The 25,427-nt window shown below is 72.1% G+C and carries 20 protein-coding genes and 1 pseudogene; 9 read left to right on the top strand and 12 right to left on the bottom strand.

The genetic code is table 11. The features are described 5' to 3' along the window. Positions 1–60: 60 nt before the first annotated feature. The 4 genes from ACSRUE_RS03870 to ACSRUE_RS03885 form a co-directional block, all read right to left on the bottom strand. Positions 61–1,401, bottom strand: coding sequence for a PAS domain-containing protein (locus ACSRUE_RS03870; protein WP_441289835.1), 1,341 nt, complete (start codon positions 1,399–1,401; stop codon positions 61–63). A gap of 783 nt (positions 1,402–2,184) precedes the next feature. After that, positions 2,185–3,594, bottom strand: coding sequence for a c-type cytochrome (locus ACSRUE_RS03875; protein ID WP_441289836.1), 1,410 nt, complete (start codon positions 3,592–3,594; stop codon positions 2,185–2,187). After that, positions 3,591–5,939 (bottom strand): PKD domain-containing protein, encoded by a 2,349-nt coding sequence (locus ACSRUE_RS03880; protein ID WP_441289837.1) that lies wholly within the window; start codon positions 5,937–5,939, stop codon positions 3,591–3,593. The genes ACSRUE_RS03875 and ACSRUE_RS03880 overlap by 4 nt, the downstream gene beginning before the upstream one ends. Before the next feature lie 3 nt (positions 5,940–5,942). Then, positions 5,943–7,544 carry an Ig-like domain-containing protein gene (locus ACSRUE_RS03885; RefSeq protein WP_441289838.1) on the bottom strand — a complete coding sequence of 534 codons (1,602 nt, stop codon included), beginning with the start codon at positions 7,542–7,544 and terminating at the stop codon, positions 5,943–5,945. Between the two features lie 549 nt (positions 7,545–8,093). Between ACSRUE_RS03885 and ACSRUE_RS03890 the strand changes: the two genes are divergently transcribed. Continuing rightward, positions 8,094–9,410: a glycoside hydrolase family 43 protein gene (locus ACSRUE_RS03890; protein WP_441289839.1), complete on the top strand. Its 1,317-nt coding sequence runs from the start codon at positions 8,094–8,096 to the stop codon at positions 9,408–9,410. A 58-nt stretch (positions 9,411–9,468) separates the two neighbouring features. Here the strand turns inward: ACSRUE_RS03890 and ACSRUE_RS03895 are convergent, their stop codons facing one another. The 5 genes and pseudogenes from ACSRUE_RS03895 to ACSRUE_RS03915 all read right to left on the bottom strand — a co-directional run bounded on the left by ACSRUE_RS03895 (position 9,469) and on the right by ACSRUE_RS03915 (position 13,020). Beyond that, the gene (locus ACSRUE_RS03895; RefSeq protein WP_441289840.1) at positions 9,469–10,854 is read right to left on the bottom strand and encodes a phosphatidylglycerol lysyltransferase domain-containing protein; all 1,386 of its coding nucleotides are present in this window, start codon (positions 10,852–10,854) and stop codon (positions 9,469–9,471) included. 104 nt (positions 10,855–10,958) lie between these two features. Next, positions 10,959–11,936, bottom strand: a complete 978-nt coding sequence (locus ACSRUE_RS03900) for a hypothetical protein (protein WP_441289841.1) — start codon at positions 11,934–11,936, stop codon at positions 10,959–10,961. Then, complete coding sequence (locus ACSRUE_RS03905; protein ID WP_437762724.1) at positions 11,933–12,523, bottom strand: RNA polymerase sigma factor; 591 nt, start codon at positions 12,521–12,523, stop codon at positions 11,933–11,935. Before ACSRUE_RS03905 ends, ACSRUE_RS03900 begins: the two co-directional genes overlap by 4 nt. A gap of 117 nt (positions 12,524–12,640) precedes the next feature. After that, positions 12,641–12,773 (bottom strand): annotated as a pseudogene (locus ACSRUE_RS03910) (zinc-binding dehydrogenase); the annotation flags it as partial. Positions 12,774–12,780: 7 nt separating this feature from the next. Next, positions 12,781–13,020, bottom strand: coding sequence for a helix-turn-helix transcriptional regulator (locus tag ACSRUE_RS03915; RefSeq protein ID WP_437769929.1), 240 nt, complete (start codon positions 13,018–13,020; stop codon positions 12,781–12,783). Between the two features lie 299 nt (positions 13,021–13,319). On the opposite strand from ACSRUE_RS03915, the gene ACSRUE_RS03920 reads away from it, so the two are divergent. Continuing rightward, complete coding sequence (locus ACSRUE_RS03920) at positions 13,320–14,099, top strand: HAD family hydrolase (RefSeq protein ID WP_441289842.1); 780 nt, start codon at positions 13,320–13,322, stop codon at positions 14,097–14,099. 140 nt (positions 14,100–14,239) lie between these two features. Here the strand turns inward: ACSRUE_RS03920 and ACSRUE_RS03925 are convergent, their stop codons facing one another. After that, positions 14,240–14,956, bottom strand: a complete 717-nt coding sequence (locus tag ACSRUE_RS03925) for an RNA polymerase sigma factor (RefSeq protein ID WP_441289843.1) — start codon at positions 14,954–14,956, stop codon at positions 14,240–14,242. A gap of 282 nt (positions 14,957–15,238) precedes the next feature. On the opposite strand from ACSRUE_RS03925, the gene ACSRUE_RS03930 reads away from it, so the two are divergent. Both ACSRUE_RS03930 and ACSRUE_RS03935 read left to right on the top strand, forming a co-directional pair. Then, complete coding sequence (locus ACSRUE_RS03930) at positions 15,239–16,534, top strand: ATP phosphoribosyltransferase regulatory subunit (RefSeq protein ID WP_441289844.1); 1,296 nt, start codon at positions 15,239–15,241, stop codon at positions 16,532–16,534. A gap of 112 nt (positions 16,535–16,646) precedes the next feature. After that, on the top strand, positions 16,647–17,930 hold the full coding sequence (locus ACSRUE_RS03935; RefSeq protein WP_437762728.1) for an adenylosuccinate synthase: 1,284 nt from the start codon (positions 16,647–16,649) through the stop codon (positions 17,928–17,930). A gap of 85 nt (positions 17,931–18,015) precedes the next feature. On the opposite strand, the gene ACSRUE_RS03940 is transcribed toward ACSRUE_RS03935, so the two are convergent. After that, positions 18,016–18,534, bottom strand: a complete 519-nt coding sequence (locus ACSRUE_RS03940; RefSeq protein ID WP_441289845.1) for a hypothetical protein — start codon at positions 18,532–18,534, stop codon at positions 18,016–18,018. Between the two features lie 453 nt (positions 18,535–18,987). Here ACSRUE_RS03940 and ACSRUE_RS03945 point away from each other — a divergent pair, with 453 nt between their 5' ends. Both ACSRUE_RS03945 and ACSRUE_RS03950 read left to right on the top strand, forming a co-directional pair. Next, complete coding sequence (locus ACSRUE_RS03945; RefSeq protein ID WP_441289846.1) at positions 18,988–19,674, top strand: methyltransferase domain-containing protein; 687 nt, start codon at positions 18,988–18,990, stop codon at positions 19,672–19,674. 454 nt (positions 19,675–20,128) lie between these two features. Beyond that, on the top strand, positions 20,129–20,974 hold the full coding sequence (locus ACSRUE_RS03950; RefSeq protein WP_441289847.1) for a DUF4142 domain-containing protein: 846 nt from the start codon (positions 20,129–20,131) through the stop codon (positions 20,972–20,974). Positions 20,975–20,992: 18 nt separating this feature from the next. Here the strand turns inward: ACSRUE_RS03950 and ACSRUE_RS03955 are convergent, their stop codons facing one another. Next, the gene (locus tag ACSRUE_RS03955) at positions 20,993–21,661 is read right to left on the bottom strand and encodes a hypothetical protein (RefSeq protein WP_044967360.1); all 669 of its coding nucleotides are present in this window, start codon (positions 21,659–21,661) and stop codon (positions 20,993–20,995) included. Between the two features lie 186 nt (positions 21,662–21,847). Here ACSRUE_RS03955 and ACSRUE_RS03960 point away from each other — a divergent pair, with 186 nt between their 5' ends. The 3 genes from ACSRUE_RS03960 to ACSRUE_RS03970 are packed head-to-tail and all read left to right on the top strand — an operon-like array spanning position 21,848 to position 25,410. After that, a complete protein-coding gene (locus tag ACSRUE_RS03960; protein WP_441289848.1) occupies positions 21,848–23,041 on the top strand; it encodes a hypothetical protein in 1,194 nt (397 codons plus the stop codon). Beyond that, complete coding sequence (locus tag ACSRUE_RS03965; protein WP_441289849.1) at positions 23,038–24,081, top strand: tetratricopeptide repeat protein; 1,044 nt, start codon at positions 23,038–23,040, stop codon at positions 24,079–24,081. Before ACSRUE_RS03960 ends, ACSRUE_RS03965 begins: the two co-directional genes overlap by 4 nt. Before the next feature lie 39 nt (positions 24,082–24,120). After that, positions 24,121–25,410 carry a hypothetical protein gene (locus tag ACSRUE_RS03970; protein ID WP_441289850.1) on the top strand — a complete coding sequence of 430 codons (1,290 nt, stop codon included), beginning with the start codon at positions 24,121–24,123 and terminating at the stop codon, positions 25,408–25,410. Positions 25,411–25,427 lie beyond the last annotated feature (17 nt).

Here is a 25,427-nt window from a genome sequence, read left to right on the forward strand (position 1 = left end):
CCGGCGGGCGCTGGTCGCCTCCCGGTCAGGCGGCCCGAGCTCCTGCTCTCCCAGACGGATTCAACCCGCTGACCGCTGGTTCCCCGGGTGGCGGAGGGCGTGCGCGATGCCGCTTTGCAGGGTGCCCAGCGTGGTGATACCGGACAGATCCGCGCCGAGGGTGACCAGCGTCTGCGCCACCTCCGGGCGCACGCCGGTGAGCACCACGCGCGTGCCGAGCAGCTGGGCGGCGCGCGCTGTCCGCGTCAGCGCATCGGCGACGTGCTCGTCGACCGCGCGCACGCCGGTGACGTCCAGGATCGCGGTGTGAGCGCTCTGGCTGCTGATGCCGGACAGCAACGTCTCCATGATCTGCGCCGCGCGCGCGCTGTCGATCGTCCCCACGAGCGGCATCGCCACCACCCGGTCGGCGATCGGGATGAGCGGCGTGGACAGCTCCCGGAGGGCCGCCTGCTGGGCGACGATGATCTTCTCCTGCAGCGCGGCCCGCTCGGCCTCCGCGTGCCTCAGCGAGGTGGTGTTGGTGACGACGCCGCCGAGGCCGATCGGCTCGCCGCGCCCGTCGAGGATCGGGAACTTGACGGTGGAGAAATGAATGCTCGTGTCGCCGAGCAGCAGGACCTCTTCGTACTGCATCGCCTTTCCCCCGGCCATCACACCGTGCTCTCTCGCCGCGACCTCCTCGATGGCCTCGGGGGCCAGGGGGCTCAACTCGAATTCATCCTTGCCGATCACCTCGACGACGTGCCTCTGGAAAACCTCGGCGTGAGCTCGGTTGACGAAGACATAGCGCCCGTCGGTGTCCTTGACGAAGATCGAATTGCGCGAGTGGTCCAGCAGCTGGAGGAGCAGCTGAAGCCGCCCGAGCAGCACGTCCTCCCTCCACGGTGGGTCGCCGGCGTCCTCGACGATCGCCGCGATCTCACGCGCGCCGCCGCCGTCGTCGCGCAGCGCCGCGTAGGTCCACCGGACGAGGCGCGCCTGCCCGTCTTTCATCCTGCCCTCGCTCGTGGCCGAGGCGAACCGGTTCTCCGCCCAGTCGAGCACGAGCGCACGCACCGCGTCCGGGGACACGGGATCTGCGCCCACGAGCTCGGAGAGCCTGCGGCCGACGGCCTCGCCCTCGCTCCAGCCGAAGAGACGTTCGGCGCCATCGCTCCAGCGCGTCACCACGCCATCGGGACGCCAGTGGATCAGCGCCGGCGCCGGGGTGAGCAGCCACGCGAGCGCGCCGCAGGCGGCGTGAGCGTCCGCGCTCGCCGCGTCGGGCCGCGCTGCTCCCCCGGCCGCGCCGCCGCTCGACCGCTCCGCCAGCGCGCTCTCCAGCTCCTCGACGCGCGCGCGCAGCGCCGCGATCTCTGCCCTGAGCCGCCCGGTTTCCCCCAATCCATCCTCTGTCATTCGCTAGATGCTGGATTGTATCCAGAGCGCGCCCGGCGTTGCAAGATCGATATCCCGAAGAGCACGCGAGATCCGTACGCCGGCACACGACGACGCGGCCGATCGCGACATTCCCCAACCGACCGACGGGGTGGGCGCGGGGCTGCGCGGCTCACCACGAAGCCGTGAGATGCGAAGTTCGACAGGAGAGCCGTGTAGCTGGTCACCTGCGTATTGATCCCGGGGCCGAAGAGGATCGGCGCATGCAAGAAGCCGCCCTCACCCAGGCGTTCAGGCCTGAAGATCGTGTGGTTTCCGCTCGGTCCCGCGCTCCGCTCCACCGTCGTCGCGAACGGCCCCTCGGCGGAGTAATCGGTGATCGGCGGGAGCGGCGAGCCACCGGCTCCGCCCGCTCCGGCGCCGCCGTCCCCTGCTCCCCCCGCGCCCGCTCCGCCCATTCCGCCGTCGCTCACGTCGGCGCCGCCGCTGCCGCTGGCAGCGCCACCTGACCCAGCGGTCACGCTGGTCGACGCCCGCTGGCCGCTGACACGCTCGAGCTGCCCGAGCCCGCGGCTTGCGCCGCGCCGCCGCTCTCTTCGCCGCACGCCAGCAACGCGACGCTCGAGAGCAAGCAGAAGACGTGGAAGCGCCAGACGGCGTTCTTTTCGTGGTACACGGTGCCCCTCGGGTACGTCACGCCAGCGCGAAGCGGGCAAGGCAATGCAGGCCCTGGAGCGCCGAATGTGAGCGCTCACATTGCCGGCGTCAATCCCAAACTGGCGCGCGGCGGCTACGCGGACGGCGCTACTTCGCCAGCTCTTCGATGGCCGCGGCGAGCTCCGCGGGGGGCAGCGCGTCGGCGGCGCGCCACGGCGGCATGCGCAGCGGCGAGGTCGCGGGCTCCTGCAAGCGGAAGATGGCCTTGTCCTTCGCCTCTCGCGACATGCCGTCCAGGTCCTTCACGTTGAACTTGGCGCGGTTCAGCGCCGGGTTCCCGCGACCGTCGTGGCAGCGCGAGCAGAGCTGCGTGAGCACGGCGCGCCCGCTCGCCCCCGGCGGCGGCACCAGGCCGAGCTTCACCTTGGCGTCCGCGGAGAAGAGGTCGCGCAAATCGAGCAGGGATTGTCGCGGGGCCGCCCCCGTCACCACGTCGAGGTAGGACCGGGTCCGCTCCGCGCGGAGCGCGGGATCCGTCACGTCCACGAGCGGGTAAGGCACCGAGATCGAATCACCCGCCAGCGACAGGGCGAACTGCGCCTCCCAGATCGAGCTCGACGAGCCGGCCTTGGCCTCCGCCTCGATGCGCGGGTCGAACGCGTTCGGCTGCGCCGCCTGGCCCTCGGCGACGAGCAATGCCTCGAGCTGCGCGCCGCTGCCCTCGTCGATGGCATTCTGGATGGTCGCGGTGGGGATGCCGCCGTACTGCGCGTCCTCTGCGTGGGCTTCCAGGAACTGCGCCGTGAGCACCCGATCGGACTCCGTCCGCTGCACGAAGCGCTGCGGGAACCAGTGCATCCAGGGGAACTCCAGCTCCTGCATGCGCAAGATCTTCTTCGTGCCATAGCCGCCGGGCTGGTGGCACGAGCGACAGTCGAACGACGTGTTCTCGACGTCTTCCTCGCTGTAAACGCTGAACGCGGTCCAGCCGTGCTCCATCTCTTCGGTGAGCAAGCTCGCGAGATCGCAGCTGCCGTCGTAATCACACGGCCGCTCGAACGTGAACAGGTAGAAATTGTAGTCACCGGTCGAGAGGTCGCGGCTCACGATCTCGACGAAGGGCTCGCCGCGAACGAAGCCGAGCGCGGTCATTTCAGCCGGCCTCTCGCGCATCTCGGTCACGCGCGGAAAGACGATGAGGCGCGGATTGACCGCAGAGACGGCGCCCTTCACGAGCGAGGTGGAGTTGCCGGTGAGCGCGAAGGCGCGATCTTCGTCGAGCTTCGCGACGCTGAGCAAGCTGGCGAAGTCGGTGATGTTCGGCCGGGGCGTGGCGCACACCGCCTGCCAGAAGCTGTCGCCGCGCGGCGTCGCGCACAGCGCGCGGTGCTGCGCCTCGCGCCTGGGTAGGGCCGACAGCTCCGGATCGGGAGCATTCACGGACGGCAGCGTGTCCCAGTCGGTCATCGCCTCGTCCGTGGCAACGCCCCCGCCGATCTCGCCGACGCACGCCGCCAGCAGCAGCGAAACCACGCACAGGCTCTGCGTGCGCCTCACGCGGGCCTCCCTCGGCGGGCGCCGAGCGTCATCAACCCCGCCACGAGCGCGAACGAGAGGAGAGGCGCGTGGCGGTCGCCGCGCCCGCCCGCCGCGCTGCAGCCCCAAAGGCCCTCCTCGCTCGGCTCCTCACCCGCGCCGTCCTCCTCGCTCGGCTCCAGGTCGACGGTGCCGTCCAGCTGCTGCACGTAGGCGATGAGCTGCCCGAGCTCGGCTTCGCCGAGCGCGCTGGTGAAGGCGTGACGATCTTCGGGGTTGGCCGTGACGAGGACATCGCGCAGCGTCGGCGCGGAGCCGTCGTGCAGGTACGGCGCCGTCTCCCAGACGCCGTTCAAGGTCGGCGTGTCGATGCCGAACAGCGGCTCACCAGCGCGCATCCCCGACGACGCCTTCACGGTGCCGACGTCGTGCAGCTTGCCACCCGCGCTGTCGGTCCCGTCGGCCCCCGTGTGGCAGAAGCCGCAACCCAGGCGCTTGAAGATGGCGCGACCCGCGACGCCGTCCTGGGTGAGCGAGCCGTCGGCGTTGCGAAAGGGGCTCGGGGGGTACGTGTCGAGCGAGCCGAGGAACGCCGCCAGCGCGTCGAGCTCGGGGCTCAGGCCGGCCTTCTTGTCGCCGCGCGGCGTGCCGACGGTTCCCACGGCGAGTTGCTCGTCGGTCAGGAAACCCTTGCCGCCGAACAGGTCGCGGATGTTGTCGTCGGCGTCCTGGATCTCGTCGAAGCTGCCGCTCCAGTTGACGTTGCCGTGGCCCGTGCCGCGCCGTCCGAGCAGCGAGACGGTGTTGCGAAGCCCCTCCCCCACGCTGCCGAAGTCCCAGACTCGCCCATCCTCCGCGCCGTCGAAGTGACACGACGCACAGCTGATGTAGCCCTGGTCGCTCATGCGTATGTCGGCTGAGTTGAAGAACAGCTGCTTGCCGCGCAAGACCTGCGCATCGAGCTTCTCCGCAGCGATGGTCGGAATGTCGGCCAGCTTCTTGGTGATGAGGTCGTGCGAGCTGACGATGTCGGCGACGTCGTAGACCGCCACCGTACGGCTGAGCGATGCGTGCACGAACAGCCTGTCGGTCTCGGTGAGCGCCAGCCCGCGCGGAGCAAAGCCCGTCTCTTTCAGCGCGGTCACGAATTCGCCCGTGTAGGCGTCGCGAACCTCCACCAGGGCCGAGCCGGCGACGCTGACGAACGCATAGTCGCCGAGCGGCGTGAACACGACCTGGTTGGGCAGATTGCGATCATCCAGATCGATGCGCCGCGCGGCGTCCTCGACGCCGTCCGCGAGGTTCAACAGCGCCACGAGCGGCCGCACCGTGTTGTCGTCTGTGAGATCGAGCTGATCGCGAAATGGACCACGGAAGATGTTGTCCTTCTTGCCCGGCACCCACGCGAACATGCCGTCGGGCGAGAGCCCCACCGAAAACAGGTAGTTCGGCAGACCACGCCCTTGTTGATCCGTGTCCTCCGTCGTGGTGTCCGCCGCGAGCTCGAAGCGCGTGCTCACCTGGAAGGTCGCCGCGTCGATGCGCGCCACCTCGCCGTGACTGTCGCCGGAGAGGAAGCGCGTGACGTAGATCTGCGAGCCGTCGTGCGACACCGAGACGCCCCGCGGCGTACCGCCCAGCGAGAGCTCGGCCACGACGGCGCCGCTCGCCGCGTCCAGCTTCAGCAGCTTGCCGACCGCCATCAGCGTCACGTACGCGGCGTCCCCGGCCGGGCTGATCGCCAGGCCCATCGGCTGCGACGCGTACGGCAGGCTGACCTCGCTCTCCACCGCCAGCGACGTGGTGTCGATGATGGAGAGAGCGTGCGCGTCGCGGTGCAGCACCCACAGCTTGCCTTGCGCCGTGAGCGCGACGCCGACCGGGCCGCGCGCCACCGGCACCTCCGCGAGCTTGGTCAGCGCGTTCGCGTCGACCACGCTCACGCTGTCGTTCTCGTAGTTGGCCGTGTAGACCTTCGCGTTCGGCCGGTCGTAGACGAGATCGGTCGAGCCCGCCGCGTTGCCCGTGACGAGCGGCCGGTGCACCGTGTGCACGAACGCGACGCTGGTGAACCCGACATCGTCTTTGACCGTCGCCAGCACCGGGTAGTGGCCCGGAGCGGCGTAGGTGTGCACCTGCTGCACGTCGTCGACCGTGAACTCGGTGCGTGTCTCGTCTCCCATGTCCCAGCGCACCTGCACGGGGCCGACCGCGTCGCCGATCGTCAGGTCGAACGTGACGGCCTCGCCGGCGACCGAAGGCACGCGCTCGGCGACGCTGGCCGTGATGGCGTGCGCCAGGGTCGGCCAGGCCGCCACGGAGCAGATACCTCCGAACAGGCCGAGGAGCTTCGGGAGCGAGCGCATGGCTCAGGGACCAGTCGTGAACGTTGACTTGAACTCGGCCGCGATGCCGTTACCGACGAGATCCTTCATACCGTCCTTCGGCAGGACGACCTCGTAGGTGGTGTTCGGCATCAGATCCTCGTCGGGGTCGAAGTTGACGATGCCCATGTACAGGCCGAACTTGCCCTTCACCTGCTGCCCGCCCACCGGCCTTACGATGAAGCTGCCGTTGTGAACCGTGGCGATCTCGACGTTGTCGGTGAGGCTGAGGCCGATGCGCGACTTCCTGGACAGACCCGTCGCCCCGTTCTTCGGCAGCACCGTGTCGACCGCCGGGGGCGTGGTGTCCGGCTCGGTCGAGTGCGCGGCGATGACCATGCCGCGGTAGGGCAGCTCGTCGTCGGCCAGCACCACCAGGCTGCCGACCGGGATCGAGAACTGGTCGTCGCCGTTCGTGAACTCGAGCCGCCCCCAGACCCGGCTCTTGATCGACATCTTGTGGATGTCGCGCACGTCGATCTTGGAGACGCCGGCGTCCGGCCGCAGGTGACCGAGGAACAGAGTGCCGTCGGAGAAGCTCATGTACTCGGACCCGGCGGGGTAGCCCATGGCCCTGAACGCCGAGTCGGGCAGCGTGGCGATGGGTGAATTGGCCGAGCCGATGTCGGTGGGGTCGGTCAGCACGTCCCACACGCGCAGCGGCGACTGCACGTAAACGTGCTTGCCGTACAGACCGCAGATGTAGCTCTTGCTCGGGGTGATGAAGTCGAGCGCGACCGGGTTCATCGGATCGCTGATGTCCATCGTCGCGATGCCGCCGTTGTCCTTGGGCGTCGTGATGACCAGCGTATTGCCCACGGCCCACAGCGGACCGGCGCTCACGCCGCCGAACTGCGAAATCGGGATCTTCTTGACGAACTTCACGTCCTCGGGATCCGCGGCGTCCAGGATGTGCAGGCCCGTGTTGGTGCCGCCGACGTAGATGACGCTGCCCTGCCAGTACATGCCCCAGACGGCGTCGGTGAAGTCCCCGTAGTTGATGCCGTCGAGCTTGACGAGCCTCACGTGACGAGGCGCGCGGGCGTCGGTGACGTCCCAGATGTCGACACCGGTGCCCGAGGTGGTGACCTGGTAAAACTTGTCGCCATAGCGGCCGAGCGAGGTCTGGTGCGACTCCGCCTCGCCGACGCCCTTGGGCCCTCCCCTGGGATCGAAGCCAGGGCTCTGGATGCGCGAGAGCATCTTCGGGTTGGTCGGATCGGCGATGTCGTAGAAGACGATCTCGGCGTTGCCGGCGCCCTGAACGTAGCCGTTGATGACGATCGGCTGGTTCTGGTGATGGCCCGCCTCGAGCGTCGGCGACACCAGGCCGTCTCGCCAGCTGTTGCGCGGCAAGTTGGTCTTGTTCGCCGGCATTGGCATGTTCGGAATCTTGCCTTCCGGCGCGATGGTCATGTCCGGGTCGATTCCGCCCGAGCCGCCGCTTCCGGTCGTTGCGCCTCCACCCGAGCCGCTCGTGGCGCCGCTGCTCGTGGCGCCGCTGCTCGTGGCACCGCTGCTCGTGGCGCCGCTGCTCGTGGCACCGCCGCTCGTGGCACCGCCGCTCGTGGCTCCTGCCGCCGGCATCGGGGCTGCGCCGCCGCTGCCCGCCACCACGGATGTGGTGTCGCCCGAGCCACCGCCGTCATTTCCTTCCGGTGAGAGGGGGTCCCCGCCGGAACACGCCGCGAGTAAGGCGGCGAACGAAGGAAAGCCGAGCCAACGTAGTCCCATCCTCGTCGAACGCATGCCTGACCTCTTCCGTAGCGTGTGGGTCATGATAGGTGGCCAATTCGCCGGAAGGTGGAGTCGACAGCCCCCACCGCGATCGCGCGGACACACGGGCACACGAACGCGCGATGCGCCCCATTGATGAATCGGTTAAGCCTGTGGCGACTGTGAACGCTCACATTTGGAATGTCAAGCGCGATCGGCCGCACGCCTTTTGACGCGATCCGGCGGCGCGAACCCTCAGGCTGCGGCGCGGAGGAACGCTGATTTTCGATTGACGCTACAAATGTGAACGCTCACATTGACTGGCCGGGGACTGGACTTCTGAACGGTACAGCCTGGCGTGGTGGTGCTCACCGTCGCCATGGTCGTCGTGTTGGATAGGCTGATGTGGAGGTGCTCGATATGGACTACGCTCGTTCGAAGCTGATTGCTGGTCTTGTACTTTCGGCATGGATGGGGGCTTGCGGCGGTGGTGAGGAGAAGCCGGACACGGCGGCCTCTGGCCCAGGAACGTCGTCATCGAGCTCCAGCAACAGCTCGAGCAGCAGCGGCTCGGGCGGCAGCGGCGGTGAGGGCGCCGGCAGTGGCACGGTGGGCAGCGGCGGCGCGACGGGCAGCGGCGGCGCGACGGGCAGCGGCGGCGCGGATGGCAGCGGCGGCGCAGGCGGCAGCGGCGGCGCGGAAGGCGGCGGCGGCGCAGGCAGCACGCCGCCCCCGACAGAGTTCGACAACCCCATCATCAAGCACGATGCGCCGGATCCGACCAGCGGCCCCGGAGACTACATCTTCACCGCGGACGGCGCGGCCATGGTCTGGAACAACAAGGTCTACCTCTATACCGGCCATGACGAGCAGGCCGAGGGCGCAGAGGGCTACCGCATGTTCGACTGGCGGCTCTGGACATCGTCCGACATGATCCACTGGGAGAACAAGGGCGCGGTGATGCGCTACAATGTGTTCTCCTGGGCTCACGGCGGCGACTCGACGGGCAACGCCAATGCGGGTCAGGTGGTCGAACGCGACGACGAGGACGGCAACCCGAAGTTCTACTTCTACGCGCCGGTGGAGGGCGGCCAGTCCAGTTATGGGATCTCGATCGGCGTCGCGGTCGCGGACAAGCCGGAAGGGCCGTTCAAGGACGCACGGGGGATCCCGCTCGTCTTCCTGGCCGACACCGCCGGCACGGCGGACCATTCGTGGCGAAACCTCGATCCGACGGTGTTCGTCGACGACGACGGCCGGGCCTACATGTACTGGGGGAATGGGGTCTTGTACTGGGTCGAGCTCGAGGACGACATGATCCACCTGAAGGGTGAGACCTACACGACCGACGGCAGCGGGAAGATGCAGAACCGCAGCCTCGGCGACGCGCAGATTCACGTGCTCAAGAACATCCCCGGCTACACCGAGGCGCCTTTTCTGTCCAAGCACGGCGGCCTCTATTATTTGACCTACGCTTCGGGGTTCCCGGAGAGCATCTCCTACGCGACCAGCACGTCGCCGGAGGGGCCGTGGCAACATCGGGGCGTCATCCTGGATCCGGTGCCGAACAGCAGCACCATTCACCAGTCGCTCTTCGACTTCAAAGGGGCCAGCTACCTCACGTACCACAACGCCGCGCTGCCGACCGGCGGCAGCTACCGGCGATCCACGTGCGTCGATCGCGCCTACTACAACGACGACGGGACGATCCGGAAGATCGTCCCGACACACAGGTGATTCGCACGGCGCGAGCCGGCTCTGACGATCCTGGAATAGCCCTCATCGCCGTAAGAGCCTATCCGAAGCGCCGCTCCGGCTTGTGCATCCGCGCGCTCCACAGCAGCGCCGCCGCGACCGCCGGCGCCGCCACCGCCGTCGCCACGACCGCGGCCTCGAACGCCCCCCGCGCCCGCGGCACGTTGAACAGCAGCGCCTGCGCCAGCGTCAGCGCCGCGTCGCAGGTCACCAGCGCGGCCAGCGCCAGCGAGAGCCTCTGCCCGTACCGGCGGCTCAGCCGCAGCATGGCGGGCGCGAGGCCCACGTCGAACGCCACCCACGCCCATTTCACGGCGGGTGACGGGAACCACCGCGCCGCGGGCGCGAGCGCGAGCAGCGCCGTCCACGGGACGAGCAGCCAGCCGAGCACCTCGAAGATCACGGCCGGCCCGCGCAGCAGCGTCGCGAGCCCGAAGCGCAGGAGCCCCCCGCGCGAGAACGCCGCGAGCGTGTCGTAGATGGCCACGAGGCCATGGCCGCCCGGCGGGACCGCCAGGTAAATCGGCGCCCATCCGTCGGGACGCAGCTTCGCCTTGAACGCGTAAAGCCCCTGGAAATCGTACAGGCGAGCCCCGATCCGCCGCGCCGCGCGCAGCCCGCGCCGCACGGGCCCGGCGAGCGGCGCAAGGCCGAGCGTCACATACAGGCACTCCTCCGCCGCGGCGGCGCGCATCGCCTGATCGACGAGCAGCTCCGTGGTGCCGTTCGGCGCGGACGGGTCGCGGAGCAGGTCCTCCAGAAAGAGGCCGCGCCGCGCGTACACGGGCACCGCTGCGAGGAAGCCGACCACGGCGCCTCCGGCCTCCGCCACGACATAGCGCCGCTCGCCCGCGAACGAGAACGGCTCCAGCTGCACGAGGAAGCCCATGGGCGCCATCGGCCGCGACGAGGCCCAGCGCGCCATGAGGCGCTCCACCTCGCCCCGCAGCGGGCTCCCGGGGTCCTCGAGCTCGCCGCGGCTCACCGAGCGCGCGACCACGCCCTTCGCGCGCGCGCGGCGGAGCTGCTCGCGCAGGCTCCGGCTCGACCGGAGCACGCCGCCCCAGCGCGCCGGTTCCCACACCGGCTGCTCGCCGACGAGCATCGCGCTCCACGAGACCCGCTCGCAGAACCGCGCCTCCGCGCCGAAGAGGCACGCCCGCCGCCCCTCCGCCGCGGCCGCCTGCACGAACGCCTGCGCGACCTCGGCCAGGTGCTCGGCCGCCGTGATCGGCGCGCCGGCGGCGACCCAGGCGCCGCCGGTATCGACGTAAGCGACGCAGGCGTCGTCTCCATGGAACCAGTAGCGAAAGTCGGACTCCAGGGTCTGGAACGAGGTCGCGTTCCATCCGTGGCGTTTGAGCAACGCAAGGACGCGCTCGCGGTCGGAGCGCTGGTTCGGCGGCGGCACGGTCCGTCGGAGCATACCTCAGGGGCGCGTGGCCGGCGCCGCGCGCGCCCGTGCTCCCCGAGCAACAGCAGCGCATGGACGCGGTTTTGCGCCGCGCGATGGCGAGGCCCCCTCCGGTATCAATCTGAGGGGCCATTCCTCCGGTGCGCGGATCCTTCGCTCGCGTCGAGCCCGGCGGCCGACTCGACGCGAGCGGCGTGAGGGCTGCCCGGGTGTGCCTCGAGGAAGCGCCGCGCCGCCGCGTGTGCGCCCGCGCGATCTCCCTTGCTCGCCAGCGCCTCGACGCGGATCGCGGCGGCCTCGTCGGAGAGCTGAGCGCTCGGGAACTCGCGCGCATGGCGAGCCAGGAGCGCGAGGGCGGCCGCCGGATCACCGCGTCGCAGCGCACGCCGCGCGGTGTCGAGCAGCGCAAGCTCGGCGGCCAGCGTCGGCGCGTTCCTTTCGCGTGCGCGCGGGCTGCTCGCCGCCGCGGCAGCAGGAGCCGTTGCGGCGGGCGCGGCCATGGGCGGAGCCTCGTCCGCTCGCTCCTCCGGGACGCGCTCGTGCAGCTCCGCCTCGGCCGCGCCATGGACGCGCGGCGCGTCGAGCGCCCCCGGCGCGCTGGCCGCCTCCTGAGCGCGCCTCGCGGGCATCGGCGCGTCGACGTGCGTCCATTCCGCGACCCCGAGCGTGAGCACCCCCGCGAGCGCGCCGATCCCGAGCGCGCTCAAGATCCCGCTCCCGCCCGCCACGCCCGCCACCTTCAGCGCGGCGCTCGCCCCCGCCGCGGCCGCGCCCCCCGCCGCGGCCGCGCCCCCTGCCGCGCCCGCGCCCCCTGCCGCGCCCGCGCCCCCCGCCGCGGCCGCGCCCCCCGCCCCCGCGGCCGCGCCCCCTGCCGCGCCCGCGCCCCCCGTCCCTGCCGCGGCCGCGCCCCCCGCCGCGCCCGCGCCCCCCGCCGCGGCCGCGCCCCCCGTCCCCGCCACGGCGGCCCCGACGCCGACCGCGACGAGCATTCGCCGGGTCAGGCCGCCCGGCGGACTCTCGTCGAGCGCCGCGCGGAGGAGCGTCGTTCGCAGAGCACTCCCCTTCTGGTCCAGAAGGCGCTCGGGATCGGTCATGGCGATTCACCTCGGAAATGGGCCCGCGCCTCTATCCGCCTCACGGCGGCCTGGAAGTGCTCGCGCGCCCGGCGGAGGCGAGACGCGACCGTGCCTGGCGGAAGATCGAGCAGCGCGGCGATGTCCGCCGTCGTCATCTGCTCCAGCTCGAACAGCACGAAGACAGCGCGCTGCTCGAGGGCCATCGTGTCGAGGATGGCATCGAGCATCGCGCGGGCGCGAGCGCGATCCATCATCTCCTCGGGGTCCGGCGCCGGGTCGACGCGCTCGCAGGGCGCTTCCTCCAGCACTTCCCGCCGCCGCTGCTGGGTTCTCCGCGCGCGCGAGGCGATCCGCAGCGCCGTGCTGAACAGGAACGCGGCCTCCCGGCCCGATTCGATGTCCCCGAGCCGCCGGGCCGCCACGAGGAAGACCTGCTGCGCCGCGTCCTCGGCGTCGGCGCGCGGAACGCCGAGCCGCACAAGCGAGCGCCAGACGAACGCCGAATGCTCCATCACGAGCCCGGTGAGGCGCCCGGCCGCCGCCCGGCTGTCGGGCGGAACTGCGGCGGGGAGCTGCATCAGGGTCAGCGCTTCACCACGGCTCACGCCTTGTGCAATCTCCGGATCGAGGCAACTCGATCACAAAATCGACAGGTCAGCGCGGAGCAGCGACACCCGGTGACCGCGGGCACTTCGCGGATGAGGCGGTGGAGCCCTCCCGGCGTAGTCGATGACGTGATCGGCCCCCACGGACTCCACGAGGTCCAGGTCCGCCGTGCTGCAGACGCCGGTGACCTCCGCGCCAAAGGGCCCTCGCGAGCTGCACCGACACAGCGCCGACGCCGCCGGAAGCACCGTTGTTCTCAGCCCCGCTCGCCCGGCGCGCCACCTTTCCACTGAAAGACGTGCTCGAGCGGCACGCCGAAGGCCGCCGCGATGCGGAAGGCGACCTCGAGGGAGGGCGAGTAGCGGCCCTGCTCGATGGCGACGATGGTTTGACGGGTGACGCCGACCTTCTCGGCCAGCTCCGCCTGGGTCATCTCGCCCGCCTGAAACCTCAGCGCGCGGATGACGTTGGTGATCTGAGGCTGCCCCTTGCCCATGCCGCGTTCCATTCCTTGAACGTCATCTCGCCCTCCGAGGCAACGCGTCCTTCCCCATCCGCAGGAGGCGAGCTCCGCGTTCCACACATCCGGCCGCGGATGGCCGGACGTCTGCGCCGCTTCACGCGCGCGGCCCCGGCTCTATTTCCTCGGGGTTTCGCCCCGCGCCGCGCCCCGGCGCCCGCTCTCGGCCGCGCTGGTTCGAGGCGTCAGCGATCCCTGGCGGGGCTGCTGAGACCTCGAACAGGTAACTGACCGGCGAACCAATGTCAAATTTACAATACATAGAGTCGTGATTAATGGACATCGAGTCCGGTTTCTATGACATCTGGGTGCTCGCCATACCTTCCGTCAACGAGGGCGCCAGCGTAGGCTCTCTGGCGATGCTCACTCCCACGGTGGTCGTATTCGACCTGGACGGTACGTTGATCGACAGTCGGGGCGACATCGTGGCGGCGGTGAACCATGCGCTGGTGGCGACGGGCCGGACCCCGCTGCCCGGGCAGGTGATCGTCCGGTACGTGGGCGACGGCGCGCGCGCGCTGTGTGCGCGCGCGGCCAGGCTCCCCGAGACGTCCGAGAGCGTCGAGGACGTCCTCCGCAGCTTCCTCGACTACTACGCGCGGCACCCGCTCGACTTCACCCGCTGGATGCCCGGCGCGCAGGAGATGCTCGAGAGGCTCTCTGACCTCGGCGATCTCGCGCTCTGCGTCTGCACGAACAAGCCGCGCTCGACCACCGACGCGGTGCTCGCCGCGCTCGGGGTCGGCCCGCGCTTCCGCGCGGTGGTCGCGGGCGGCGACGTCGCCGCCAAGAAGCCGGATCCGGCGCCGCTGCTCCACCTCGCGGCGCGCCTCGGCGTCCAGCCGCGCAAGATGGTGATGGTCGGCGACGGCCCCCAGGACATCGAGTGCGCTCGCCGCGCGGGCGCGCGATCGATCGCCGTCCTCGGCGGCTTCGCATCGCAAGACGAGCTCCTCGACGCCCGCCCCGACGTGCTCCTCCGTACCATGGGAGAGCTCTGGGACGTCCTCCGCCGCTGGCGCGACGCGACGGTCAGGCTCTCCACCGTTCGTTAGCTGCACACCCCCCGGGTGGTGCGCGTCGGATCTGCGCGCGGCCAGCCTCCCTCCCCGCACGCGCAGGACGTCGCCGCCTGCGCGCGCCTCAGGCCGTCGCCGCCTGCGCGCGCCTCAGGCCGGCGCCGCCTGCGCGCGCCTCAGGCCGCGACGCCCTCGGCGATCTCGCGCCCGAACGCGGTCGCGTTGAGGATCGCGCGCAGGCGCACGCGCGCCCGGTGGAGCCGCGAGCGGACGGCGCTCTCGCTCACGGCGAGCTTCTGCGCGATCTCCTGGAGGCCGAGGTCCTCGTGGTAGTGCGCGAGCACCACGTCGCGGTAGTCGTCCGGCAGCTCGCAGAGCGCCTCGCGGACGTACGCCTCCCGCTCCGCCGCCGACGCGGCGTCGTCCTCGCCGATCGTGCTGCGCATCGTCGGCAAGAGGCCGAGCTCCTCGAAGTCGAGCCCCTCGACGATGCGCGCGCGCTGCCGCCGCTGCGACCGCATCAGCATGAGCGCCTCGTTCGCCGTCACGCGGAAGAGCCACGTCGTGAAGCTCGAGTCGCCGCGGAACGAGCGGATCGTCCGCACCACCTGCAGCAGCGTCGACTGCACGAGGTCGAGCCGATCCTCGTCGGACACGGGGTAGCGCGCGAGCTGCCGCTCCACGTGCGGGCGGATGAGCCGCGTGAGCTCGTCGAGCGACTCCCGATCGCCGTCCTTCGCCCGGCAGATGACCTCGGCGAGCGGCCCCGCCGCGGCGCGGGGCGAGGGGCGCGACCCGACCGCGCCGGGCGGGGTGAGACCGCAGGGCGCCAGAGGAGTCTCAGGCCTCGTGCTGGCGCTCGGTACATCGGTCGGAACGGCGGTCAGAGCCATGAGCCATCTCTCCGTCGGGGGCGCCGCGTGCGCTTCCGGCCCACGGGCCCGGTGGTGCGCACCGACCAGCAAAGGCCTTGCCACGGCAAGCTCAACGGACGTGCGCGCCGCGTGCGCACCGCGTGCTCAGCCGGTATAAGCGGGGCCACGATGTCCAGCGACGCTCCGCGATGGGAAGCCCCCCGAGGGGGAAACAGCCACGTTCCGACGCCCGCGGTGGACCGGCCAGCGCCGTCCGCCTCCGCCCCGCCGCGTGCGCTGGCCCACCCGCTGCCGGCCGGGATGCGCGATCTGCTCCCCGAGGAGGCGCGGCGCCGGCGCGCGCTCGCCAAGCGCGTGCTCGATCACTTCGTGCTCTGCGGCTACCAGCCGGTCTCGCTGCCCGCGTTCGAGTTCGCCGAGGTGCTCGAGCGCGGGCTCGGCACGCTCGACGCCGCGGACGTGCTGCGCTTCATCGAGCCCGAGTCGGGCGAGGTGGCGGCGCTCCGCCCGGACATGACCCCGCAGATCGCGCGGCTCGTGGCCACGCGGCTCGCGGACGCGCCCCGCCCCATCCGCCTCTGCTACGAGGGCACGGTCCTCCGCCGCCGCCAGGGGCGGGCGCGGCGCCACCGGCAGATCCCGCAGGCCGGCGTCGAGCTCTACGGCGTCGGCACGCTCGCCGGTGAGCTCGAGATCCTCCGCCTCGCCGCCTCCGCGGCGCGGGAGGCCGGCCTGGAGCACTTCGTGGTGGACCTCGGCCACGCGATGATCGCGCGCGCGCTGCTCGACGCCGTCCCGGCGGGGCTCGCGGCCGAGCTCTCGGAGGTGCTCGAGCTGAAGGACGCCTCCCGCCTCGCCGCCGTGCTCGCGAGCCCGAAGGCCGCCGACGTCCCGCGCCGCATCGTCGCGGCCATCGCCGCGCTGCCGGACCTCGCGGGCGGCGGCGCGGCCGACCCGGACGGCGCCGCGGTCTTCGACCGCGCCACGCGCCTGCTCACCGGCACGCCCGCCGAGGCGCCGCTCGCCGAGCTCCGCGCGCTCTGGGACGCGGCGAGGGCGAGCCCCGAGCTCGGCCCGGCGCTCCGGGTCGACCTCGGCGAGCTCCGCGGGCTGGCGTACTATACGGGTGCAATTTTCCATATACTGGCCGATGGCCCCGGGGAGGCGATCGCGGCGGGCGGGCGCTACGACATGCTGCTCTCCCGCTTCGGCCTGCCGATGCCGGCCGTCGGCTTCGCGCTGAACCTCGACGCGATGGCCTGGGCGCGCGACGTCGCGGGCGCGGCGGACGAGCCGGCGCTGCGGGTGCTCGTCGCCGTGCATCCGGAGCGCGCCGCGTCGCTCGCAACGGCGCTGCGGGGGCTGGGTGTCCCGGCCGTGACGCACGCGCCGGACCAGGATCCGGAGGGGTACGCGCTGTCCTGGCGGTTCTCCCACCTGGTGCGGGAGCGGGACGGGGCGCTGGTGGTCGAGGCGACATCCGGCGGCGGCGAGGCCGCGACGAGCGCGAGCGCCGTTCCGGCGACGCTCGACGACGCCGCGGCGGCCCAGGCGATCGTGCTGAAGACGGGGGCAGGACGTCCGGGCGGCAAGTAGACGCTCGCTCGGCAAGCGAGCCTGGGGTAAAGGCGAACCTGGACCTGGACGGAGCCGCTCGGAGTGACGAGCGGGCCGAGGCCGGGCCACGTGATTCAAGAGGAGCTTCGGAATGACCGCGATCGTGATCGTCGGCGCACAATGGGGCGACGAGGGCAAGGGCAAGGTCGTCGACCTTTATACGGAGAGCGCCGACCTCGTGGTGCGCTACGCCGGCGGGCCCAACGCCGGCCACACGCTGGTGGTGGGCGGGGAGAAGCTCATCGTTCGGCTCATCCCGAGCGGCATCCTCCGCTCGAACGCCCGCTGCGTGATGGCGCAGGGCATGGTGGTCGATCCCGGGGTGCTCGTCTCCGAGATCGACGCGGTGGAGGCGCGGGGCTGCTCGACGCAGGGGCGGCTGTTCGTGTCGGATCGCGCGCACCTGATCTTGCCGTTCCACCCGCTCATCGACTCGCTCCGCGAGGCGGCGGCGGCCGACGGCGTGCGGCTCGGGACGACCAAGCGCGGCATCGGCCCCTGCTACGAGGACAAGGCGTCGCGGCGCGGGGCGCGGCTCGGCGATCTGCGCGACATGAAGCGGCTCGCGCAGCTCGTGTCGCGCTCGCTCGAGGCGTGGACGCCGACGCTGCGCGCCCTGGGCGGCGAGCCGCCGTCGCTCGACGCGATCCTCGACGAGCTCACGCCGCTGGCGAAGCGCATCACGCCGCTGCTCGCCGACACGTCGCAGCTCATCGACGGCGCGCTCCGCCGCGGCGAGCGCGTGCTGCTCGAGGGGGCGCAGGGGACGCTGCTCGACATCGATCACGGCACGTTCCCGTTCGTGACGTCGTCGTCGGCGATCGCGGGGGGCGCGTGCGTCGGCGCCGGGGTCGGCCCGACGCGCATCCGCCGCGTGCTCGGCCTGGCGAAGGCGTACTGCACCCGCGTGGGCGAGGGGCCGTTCCCCACCGAGCTCGACGGCCCGCTCGGCGAGCGGCTCCGGTCGGTCGGCGGCGAGTACGGCTCGGTGACCGGCCGGCCGCGGCGGACCGGGTGGCTGGACCTGCCGGCGCTGCGCTATGCGGCGCGGGTGAACGGCCTCGACGGGATCGCGCTCACCAAGCTCGACGTGCTGACCGGCATGCCGGAGCTCAAGGTGTGCGTCGCCTACGACACGCCGTCGGGCCGCACGCGGGAGTTCCCGATCGACGACATCGCGACGGCCAAGCCGGTGCTCGAGACGGTGGCCGAGTGGAGCGAGCCGATCGACGCCGCCCGCTCCATGACGGAGCTGCCCGCGGCCGCGCGGCAGTATGTGGAGATGGTCGAGAAGGAGACCGGCGTTCCGGTCGACGTCGTCTCGGTCGGCGCCGACCGCGAGGCGACCATCGTCCGGCGCAACGCGTTCGCCTGAGCGGCGGGACCTCGGCTCACCGCAGCGGGCGATGACCCGCCGTCTCGTCCCGCGGGATGCTCGTCCGGACGTTCAGCTTCGATGATTACTGGCCCGAGCCGCCGCCCGGCGTGTGAGAGCCGCCGCTCTTGCTGCCGCCGCCGGGCGTGCCGCCCCGCTGGCCGCTGCCGCCGCCCGGCGTGCTGGTCCCGCCCGGCGCGCCGGTTCCGCCGCCCGGCGGCGCGATAGATCCGCCGCCCGGCGTGCCGCCCGTGCCCGGCGTGCCGCCCGTGCTCGGCGAGCCGCCCGTCGTGCCGCCGGTGCCCGGCGTGCCTCCTGGCGTGCCTCCTGGCGTGCCGCCGGTGCCCGGCCTGCGCTGGGTGCCGCTGCCCCACTCCTGCGTGCCGCCCTGGGTGCCTTGCCCGCTCTGGGCGCCTCCGCCCGGCTCTCCCATCTCTCCTCCACCTTCAGGCATCGTACCCGTGCCGGGCGTCCCGCTCTCGGGCGCTCCCGGGGTCTCTCCGCCCGGCGGTGCGGGCGCCGGCGAGGCCGCCTCTCCGCCTCGATTGCCCCCGCAGGCCATGAGCGGCAGCGCGGTCAGGACTACCAGAAACATGCTTCGCATGATGTGTCTCCCAGGTCGTTTGCGTTTGCGGCTCGTGCCGAGCCGCCGGCGATGCGGACGCGCCCGTGCGCGCGAAGGCCGCCTCCGGAGCCTGGCGGCGTAGCGTCCCGCGCTCGTCATGCTGGGGCCGGATCCGGCCCTCGGGATCGAGACGACGCCGGAACGGCGCATCGGGCCGCTCCCGATCGAGCGCCGATATACCGTCAGGACACGAATAACGCCTGACGCCGGCCGGCGCGCCATCGTTCACCTGGCACGGACGCCTCGGCGAGAGATCTTCGTGGGCAGGGAGAAGTTCGCTTTTCCTCGATGGCATCGACTATTCTGTCCATTCCTATGGCCGAGGACAGCTACGTGTTTGCGGGTTCGGAGCGTGCGCGAGAGCTGGAGCGTCTGCGGCGGATTGAGGGCTTCTTCGACCCCGGCAGCCGGCGCCTTCTCAAGGCGTCCGGGATGGGGCCCGGCTGGAGCTGCCTCGAGGTGGGAGCCGGCGCTGGGTCGATCGCCTGCTGGATGGCAGAGCGCGTGGGCCTCGAGGGCGAGGTGGTCGCGGTCGATCTCGATGTCGGGTTCATGGACGCCTCTCCGCCGCCGGGCGTCCGGATCATCGAGGGCGACATCCGCCAGCTCGACTTCCACGGGGCGCGCTTCGATCTGGTGCACGCCCGCTACGTGCTCGTCCACAACGCGGATTTCCAGGATCTCCTCGACGCCATGCTCGCGGCGCTGAAGCCCGGCGGCCACCTGGTGCTCGAGGAGCCGGATTTCACCGCGGCGAGGGGCGCCTCCGGTCCGGATATCGAGGCATTCGATCGGGTCAATCGGTCGATCCTCGCGATGTTCGAGGCCGACGGCAAGGACCCCGGCCTCGGCCTGCGCCTTCCCGCGATCCTGACGTCGCGAGGGCTCGCCATCGAGGCTGTCGAGAACGAGGTGCCGCTGTGCCCGGGCGGTCACCCGCTGTCCGAGATCATGAGCCTCTCAGCCACCCAGCTCCAGCACAGGTACCTCGCGACAGGGCGGGTCAGCGCGGAAGATCTCGACGGCTACGCCCGGTTCGCGGCCGATCCGTCGGCGTGGGGTGTCTACTATGGCACCGTCGGCGTCCTGGCCCGCAAACCGGCCAGGAGCTCCGACTGACGTCCTTCTCCCCCTGGGCGGCCAGGTGACGGGGACCGAGCGCCCGACTCCGGGCCCGTCCTCCAGCAAAGCGGCGAACTCCGTCCTGCGCTCTCCGTCGAGCTCGGACATGGCACCACGCTGATCCTCCGACAGCGCCGCTCCCGGCCCCCGCCCGCGCTCGCGCGGGGATTCCAGCGCCGCCGCCCGGGCGGCGCCCGCGTCCGTTCATCGACGTCGAGAGGTGGCACCTCTGCGCCGGTCCGTCGCGCGGCACGGACGATTCAGCCGATCCTGCGCGCTGGTGAGAATTGCCTATTTGATGTTCTCGCGGCTTGCGTCTCCCAACAACAGTTCAAGATACGTGACGGGGCGGGCCAGGCATCACCGCCGAGCGCTCCAGCGCCGGCCCCGCTTCCGTCAATGACATGGGGGAATTATGAACATTCGAGTCGACTCTCTTCGTTTTGCATGGATGGCAGCCCTCGCGCTCGCGGGGACCAGCGCGTGCTCCGTCGCGGCGGGAGACGGTGTTCTGGTGGCGGCGGACGAAGACAGCTCGGAGGAGGCGGTCGAGTCCACCTCACAGGCCTTCTCGCTCACCATGCCGCAGCTCGCCGCGGTGCTCGCCGCCTTCAACGCGCTCGAGATCAGCGACGCGCAATTGGCCCGGGCCAAGGCGTCGGACGCGCACGTCTTCGAGCTCGCCCAGACGCTGTTCGATCATCACACCGCCACGAGCGAGCAGCTCGCGCTCGCGCTCACGCAGATGGGCATGGCGCCGGTGGACAACGAGATCAGCCTGGCGCTGATCGAGCAGGGCGCGGCGGATCAGCAGCAGCTCACGGGGCTCGCGGGGCCCAGCTTCGACTGGACGTTCGTCAATGTTCAGATCTATCGACACCGGGAGTTCCTCGCCCATCTCCAGGAGCAGATGGCCATCGTGGGGCCCGAGCTGCACCCGGGGCTCTCTCACCTCGTCCCGGAGGTCCTGAGCGCCACGAAGCGGAACCTCTCGTTCGCCACGTCGCTCCTCGCGCTCATCGGCAGCCCGTACATTCCGGAGGGCGGCTATCCGCCTGGCGTCCCCTATTTCGGCAATTACGGCACCTACGGCAGCTACATCGACTACGGCAATTACGGTAACTACGGCAATTACGGCAACTACGGGGGCGGCTTCGCCAGCAACGCGCCTTCCTACGGCCCCGTCTACTTCGGCGCCAACGGGCCCTACTCGCCCGCCGTCTCCCCCTACTACGGGGTGTACGGCCGCAGCACGCCGTCTGGCTTCGGCGCGCCCAGCCCGTACCCCCGCCCGTGAGCCGAGGGGCGCGGCGCGCTACAGGCGGCGCCGTGCCCGGCCGCGATCCGGGATGACCGCGTGGATCTCCGCCTCGCTGAAGCCAGCCGCCCTGTAGAGACGCTTCAGGTGCACCAGCTCGATGTGCGCGCTCTTCGCCACCGAGGCGCGGATGCGGTCGAGCACGCTCAGCCGCTCCAGCGGCAGCCGGGTCGCCTCGACCGTCGAGCGCACCGCCGCCGCCGCCGACTTCACCTCGGCCGCCGCGGCCTGCGCCTTGTCCAGGCTGAGCTTCGGGTGGATCCCCGAGCCGAGCAGCTGCGCGAGCACCTCCAGCCGATCCGGCTGCCCCGTGAGATCGCCGTCCTCGTCGTCGGCGAAGTAGGCCACGCCGCCCGGGAACAGGATCGACAGCGCAGGATCCGCGGAGGGGCGCCCCACGGCGTTCCAGACGTCGTCGGCGACCTTGCCGAGCGCGTCGTCGGCGCGCGCGGACTCGGCCTCGACCTTGGCGAGCAGCGGCTCCGCCTCGGAGCGCGCGGCGTTGCGCTGGGCCTCCACCCCGTCGAAGAGCGTCAGCACGGGCACGAGCCGCTGCTCGGCGAGCTCCCGGAGGGGCCCGCCCTTCGCAGAAGCGCTGTGGAGCGTCGCGCGCACGTCACCGATGATGTCGTCCGCTGGCGCATCCTTGCGAATTACCTCGCCCATGATGTCGATCCTCCTCAAGCTCCAAGGCTGCGGAGTCCAGCGAAACACGACCCGCGAACGCCCCCCGTCGACGCTGTCACCTCGGGCACCATAACGGACCAGCGCCCACCCGATCAACCGGATCGCAGCCCTGCGCCGCCGGCCCCGGCGTGAGCCTCCAGCGCGCCTCCCTGGTACACTCTCGCCGTGCACCTCGGCCCGCTGCTGCTCACGGCCCTGCTCGTCCTCCCGCTCGCCGCGCGCGCCGGACAGGCTGGCGATCTGGTCGCCGCCGCGGCGGCGGCGGGGCGTCCGCCCGAGTGCGCGGCGCGATCCGGCCGGGCCATCGCACGGGGGCCCACCGTCTGGGAGCGCGCGCGGGCGCCTGAGCTCCCGCGCTACTGCGACCTGCTCGCGCGCGGCCATGCGCAGCTCGGCGGCGACGCCGGGGCGGCGCGCGAGTCGGCGCGCCTCGCCGACCAGCTCCTCCCGGGGCACGCGGCGCCGCAGGTCCTGATCGCCCGCGCCGCCCTCGCGCTCGGCTCGCCCGAGGACGCCGCGCGCGCCTTCGAGCGGGCGCGGAGCGTCGATCCCCGCAGCGTCGAGGATCCGCAGACGATGCACGACCTCGCGCGCTCGCTCGCCCGCACCGGCAAGCGCGGCGAGGCGATCGCGATCTACCGCGCGCTCGTCCCGCGGATCGATCTGCTCGGGACCGCGGACCAGCGCGCGCTCGTGCTGCTCGAGGCGGCGCACCTGTCGATGGCCACCGCGGGCGCGGCGTCCGTCGCCGGCGCGAGCGCGAGGCCGCCCGCCGGCGCGCACAGAGACGCGCACAGAGACGCGCACGGAGAGGCGGCCGCCCGCGGGGACCTCGACGAGGCGATCGCCTACCTGCGCGAGGCGCGCCTGCGCGCGCAGACGCAGCTCGCCCGCGACGTCACGCTGTCGCTCGCGCTCGCGCTGGACCGCTCCGGCGACAAGGCCCAGGCGGACGCCGCGCTCGAAGGCGACGCGGCCGCGCTGGAGCCGGCGCGCCCGCGCGGCGAGGGTGCGCGCGGGCGCGCGGAAGACCGGAGCGCCGGCGCGGCCGCGCGCGAGCGGACCGCGGACGACCTCGCCAGCGCGGCGGCGCGCCTGCGCACCGTCGAGTACCTCGCGGTCCCGGAGGACAGGCTCGCCCTCGAGGCGCTCGCGCTGGAGCGGGCCATGACGGGGGCCGCGATCGCGCGCTGGGAGGCGTACCTGTCGGGCGCCGGCGGCCAGGGGCCGTGGGCCCCGGCGGCGCGCGCGCGCCTCGACGCGCTCCGGCGAGGCGCCGGCGGCGGAGGCCACCGGCCCGCGCGCGCCCCGCAGGAGCGGAGCGCGGCGCCGCGGCCAAGCGCGGGAGGGGCGCGGTGACGCGGCCATCGCCCCCGCCCCGGCGGTCGCCCCTGCCGCGGCGCTCGCGCCCGCCGGGCGTCGCGGCGCTCCTTGCGTTCGCGCTCGCGGCGGGGCCCCTCCACGCAGCGCCGACCGTCTGGTCCCGCGCGCTCGATCCGGCGGCGGACGAGCGCGAGGAGCTCATCTCCCAGGCGGACGCGCTCCTCGCGCGGTACGACCAGCTCCGGCGCTCGCCGCTCCTGGAGCGGGTCGAGGAGATCGGCCCGCTCTGGCTGCGCGAGGCGCGCGCCCTGTACGAGCGCGCCGGCGCGGCGACGTCGCGCGCCCCTTCGGTGCGGCTGCGCTACGCCGACATCCTGGAGCACCTCGGCGACGTGCAGGGCGCCGTCGCGACGCTCGAGGGGCTCCTGCGGCTCCAGCCGCCGGCGCCTTTCCGGGCCGACGCGTGGCACGCGCTGGCGGTCTGCTACGCGCGGCTCGGCAGGTACACGGACGAGATCGAGGCGTACGACGAGGCGCTGGTGCTCGAGCCGCACGCGGTCTCGCGGGCGCTGCTGCTGGCCAACCAGGCCGAGGCCTACATGGCGCTTGGCGACGTCACGTCGGCGGTCGAGGGGTACCGCGCCTCGCTCTCGACCCTCGGGTCGCTCGATATGGTCCGTTACGGCGTGACCACGCTCTGGGGGCTCGCGGTGGCGCTCGACCGGTCCGGCGACCTGGAGGGAGGCATCGAGAACATCCGGCTCGCGAGGACCTACGACCGGGCCGACCAGCAGATCAACGGCGCCGGCTGGTTCTACGTGCCTGCCCACGACGAGGCCTGGTACGCGGCGCTCGGCCACTGGGCCGCGGCGCGGAGCGCCGAGCTCGGCGCCGCGCGCGCGGAGGCCTACCTGCAGGCCGTGGCCGCGTGGGAGTCCTACATCGCCCGGGCGCCGGGGAACGATCACTGGCTGCCGCTGGCGAAGGTGCGGCGGGCGCAGTGCGAGAGGGAATCGGAACAGACGTTGAAGACGTTGAGGCGCCTGCGCAAGCTCGCGGCGCCGCAGCGGCGCTGAGCCGAGGCGGCGCGCGCTTCAGCGTCTGGACGGCCGCGCGTGCGCGTGGTGCGCGTGGTGCGCGTGGTGCGCGTGGTGCGCGTGGTCACCGAGGGCGCTCTGGTCGTACAGCGCACAGCGGGCGATGGCGAGAGCCCCCTTTACGACCCCGGCCGGCAGGTTCACCTTAACGTGGTCGCCCTCGCGCGCGGGGGCGGCGCCGGCCAGCTCACCCCGGACGGAGGATCCATCGAGATGCGTGACTCGGTGTTCGATGAGCATGTGCTCTGGTCCGGGCGTCCCAAGGTCGTCGCGACGCCGATGCTCTACCTCGTGGGCGCGGCGGTCTGCGGCGTGACCTCCGCGATCAGCACCGCGTCCGCCGTCGTCGTGAGCAAGGCGCTCGACGCGTCGCCGAACCAGCTGCTCGCCTTCGCGGCCTGGATGGCGAGCCTCGCGGTGGCGTTCAGCTACCTGCCGCGCTGGTGGCGCTCGGAGCTGGAGTACATGCTCACCGATCGGCACATCGTCGTGCAGCGCGGGAAGCTCCGGCGCTCCATCGAGCGGCGGTCGATCAGCTACGCGCGCATCCACTGGAACCCGAAGCACCCCGGCGTCGGCGACCTCGAGCTCGTCAGGGCGGTGCCGACCGGCGCCCTCCGGCGGCGGCTGTCGATCGTGCTGACCGGGGTCGTGGCCCCGGATCGCGTCTGGGCGATCCTCCGGGGCGTGGTCCCGTCGGCGCCCGCGGGCGACGGTCACCGCCTGCTCTCGCAGCGCCTCGACGAGGGCGAGCGGGTGCTCTGGTCGGCGCACCCGGCCGACGGCTGGCACAAGTGGCTCCCGAGCGGCCTGCGCGGCGTCGGCTCGGTGCTGCTCGGCGTGCTGCTCGGCGGCTTCGCGGTGGTCACGGCGGTGCACGCCGTGCGCAGCATCCGCATCGTGACCGCGGCGGGCATGGATCCGGAGAGCGTCTCCTTCGTGGCGCTGGTCGCGTCCCTCTCGCTCACGATCGTGCTGCTCGTCGCCGCGGGCGCGGCGATGCTCTACATGTCGGTGGTGCGCCCCGCGCGGCTCTCGGCGCGGACGCGGTACCTCATCACCGATCGGCGCGTGCTCATCCAGCGGGGCGACGAGGAGCTGCACCTCGATCGCTCGCGCATCGTCGACGTGATCGACGCGCCGGGCACCGGGGGCCTGAGGGACGTGTTCCTCGTGCTCGACGGCCCGCGCGCCCGCGCCGTCGCCGCGAGCGGCGCCTTCGGCGAGGCGCCGGGCGCCGGGCTCCAGCCTGTGCTGCACCGGGTCGCGGACGTGGACTCGGTGCGGCAGATCCTGCGGCCGGCGTAGCCCGCTGCGCGGTGCCG

Source organism: Sorangium sp. KYC3313, from assembly GCF_052075895.1.
GTDB lineage: Bacteria > Myxococcota_A > Polyangia > Polyangiales > Polyangiaceae > Sorangium > Sorangium cellulosum_B.

What these genes read in the sequence shown, in the direction of transcription:
- ACSRUE_RS03870 (WP_441289835.1), bottom strand. Translation starts at nt 1,401, where the DNA reads ATGACAGAGGATGGATTGGGGGAAACCGGGCGGCTCAGGGCAGAGATC.
- ACSRUE_RS03935 (WP_437762728.1), top strand. Translation starts at nt 16,647, where the DNA reads ATGACCGCGATCGTGATCGTCGGCGCACAATGGGGCGACGAGGGCAAG.
- ACSRUE_RS03950 (WP_441289847.1), top strand. Translation starts at nt 20,129, where the DNA reads ATGGCAGCCCTCGCGCTCGCGGGGACCAGCGCGTGCTCCGTCGCGGCG.
- ACSRUE_RS03895 (WP_441289840.1), bottom strand. Translation starts at nt 10,854, where the DNA reads ATGCTCCGACGGACCGTGCCGCCGCCGAACCAGCGCTCCGACCGCGAG.
- ACSRUE_RS03925 (WP_441289843.1), bottom strand. Translation starts at nt 14,956, where the DNA reads ATGGCTCTGACCGCCGTTCCGACCGATGTACCGAGCGCCAGCACGAGG.
- ACSRUE_RS03880 (WP_441289837.1), bottom strand. Translation starts at nt 5,939, where the DNA reads ATGCGCTCGCTCCCGAAGCTCCTCGGCCTGTTCGGAGGTATCTGCTCC.
- ACSRUE_RS03945 (WP_441289846.1), top strand. Translation starts at nt 18,988, where the DNA reads ATGGGGCCCGGCTGGAGCTGCCTCGAGGTGGGAGCCGGCGCTGGGTCG.
- ACSRUE_RS03915 (WP_437769929.1), bottom strand. Translation starts at nt 13,020, where the DNA reads ATGGGCAAGGGGCAGCCTCAGATCACCAACGTCATCCGCGCGCTGAGG.
- ACSRUE_RS03940 (WP_441289845.1), bottom strand. Translation starts at nt 18,534, where the DNA reads ATGCGAAGCATGTTTCTGGTAGTCCTGACCGCGCTGCCGCTCATGGCC.
- ACSRUE_RS03930 (WP_441289844.1), top strand. Translation starts at nt 15,239, where the DNA reads ATGCGCGATCTGCTCCCCGAGGAGGCGCGGCGCCGGCGCGCGCTCGCC.
- ACSRUE_RS03900 (WP_441289841.1), bottom strand. Translation starts at nt 11,936, where the DNA reads ATGACCGATCCCGAGCGCCTTCTGGACCAGAAGGGGAGTGCTCTGCGA.
- ACSRUE_RS03955 (WP_044967360.1), bottom strand. Translation starts at nt 21,661, where the DNA reads ATGGGCGAGGTAATTCGCAAGGATGCGCCAGCGGACGACATCATCGGT.
- ACSRUE_RS03885 (WP_441289838.1), bottom strand. Translation starts at nt 7,544, where the DNA reads ATGCCGGCGGCAGGAGCCACGAGCGGCGGTGCCACGAGCGGCGGTGCC.
- ACSRUE_RS03890 (WP_441289839.1), top strand. Translation starts at nt 8,094, where the DNA reads ATGGACTACGCTCGTTCGAAGCTGATTGCTGGTCTTGTACTTTCGGCA.
- ACSRUE_RS03920 (WP_441289842.1), top strand. Translation starts at nt 13,320, where the DNA reads ATGGACATCGAGTCCGGTTTCTATGACATCTGGGTGCTCGCCATACCT.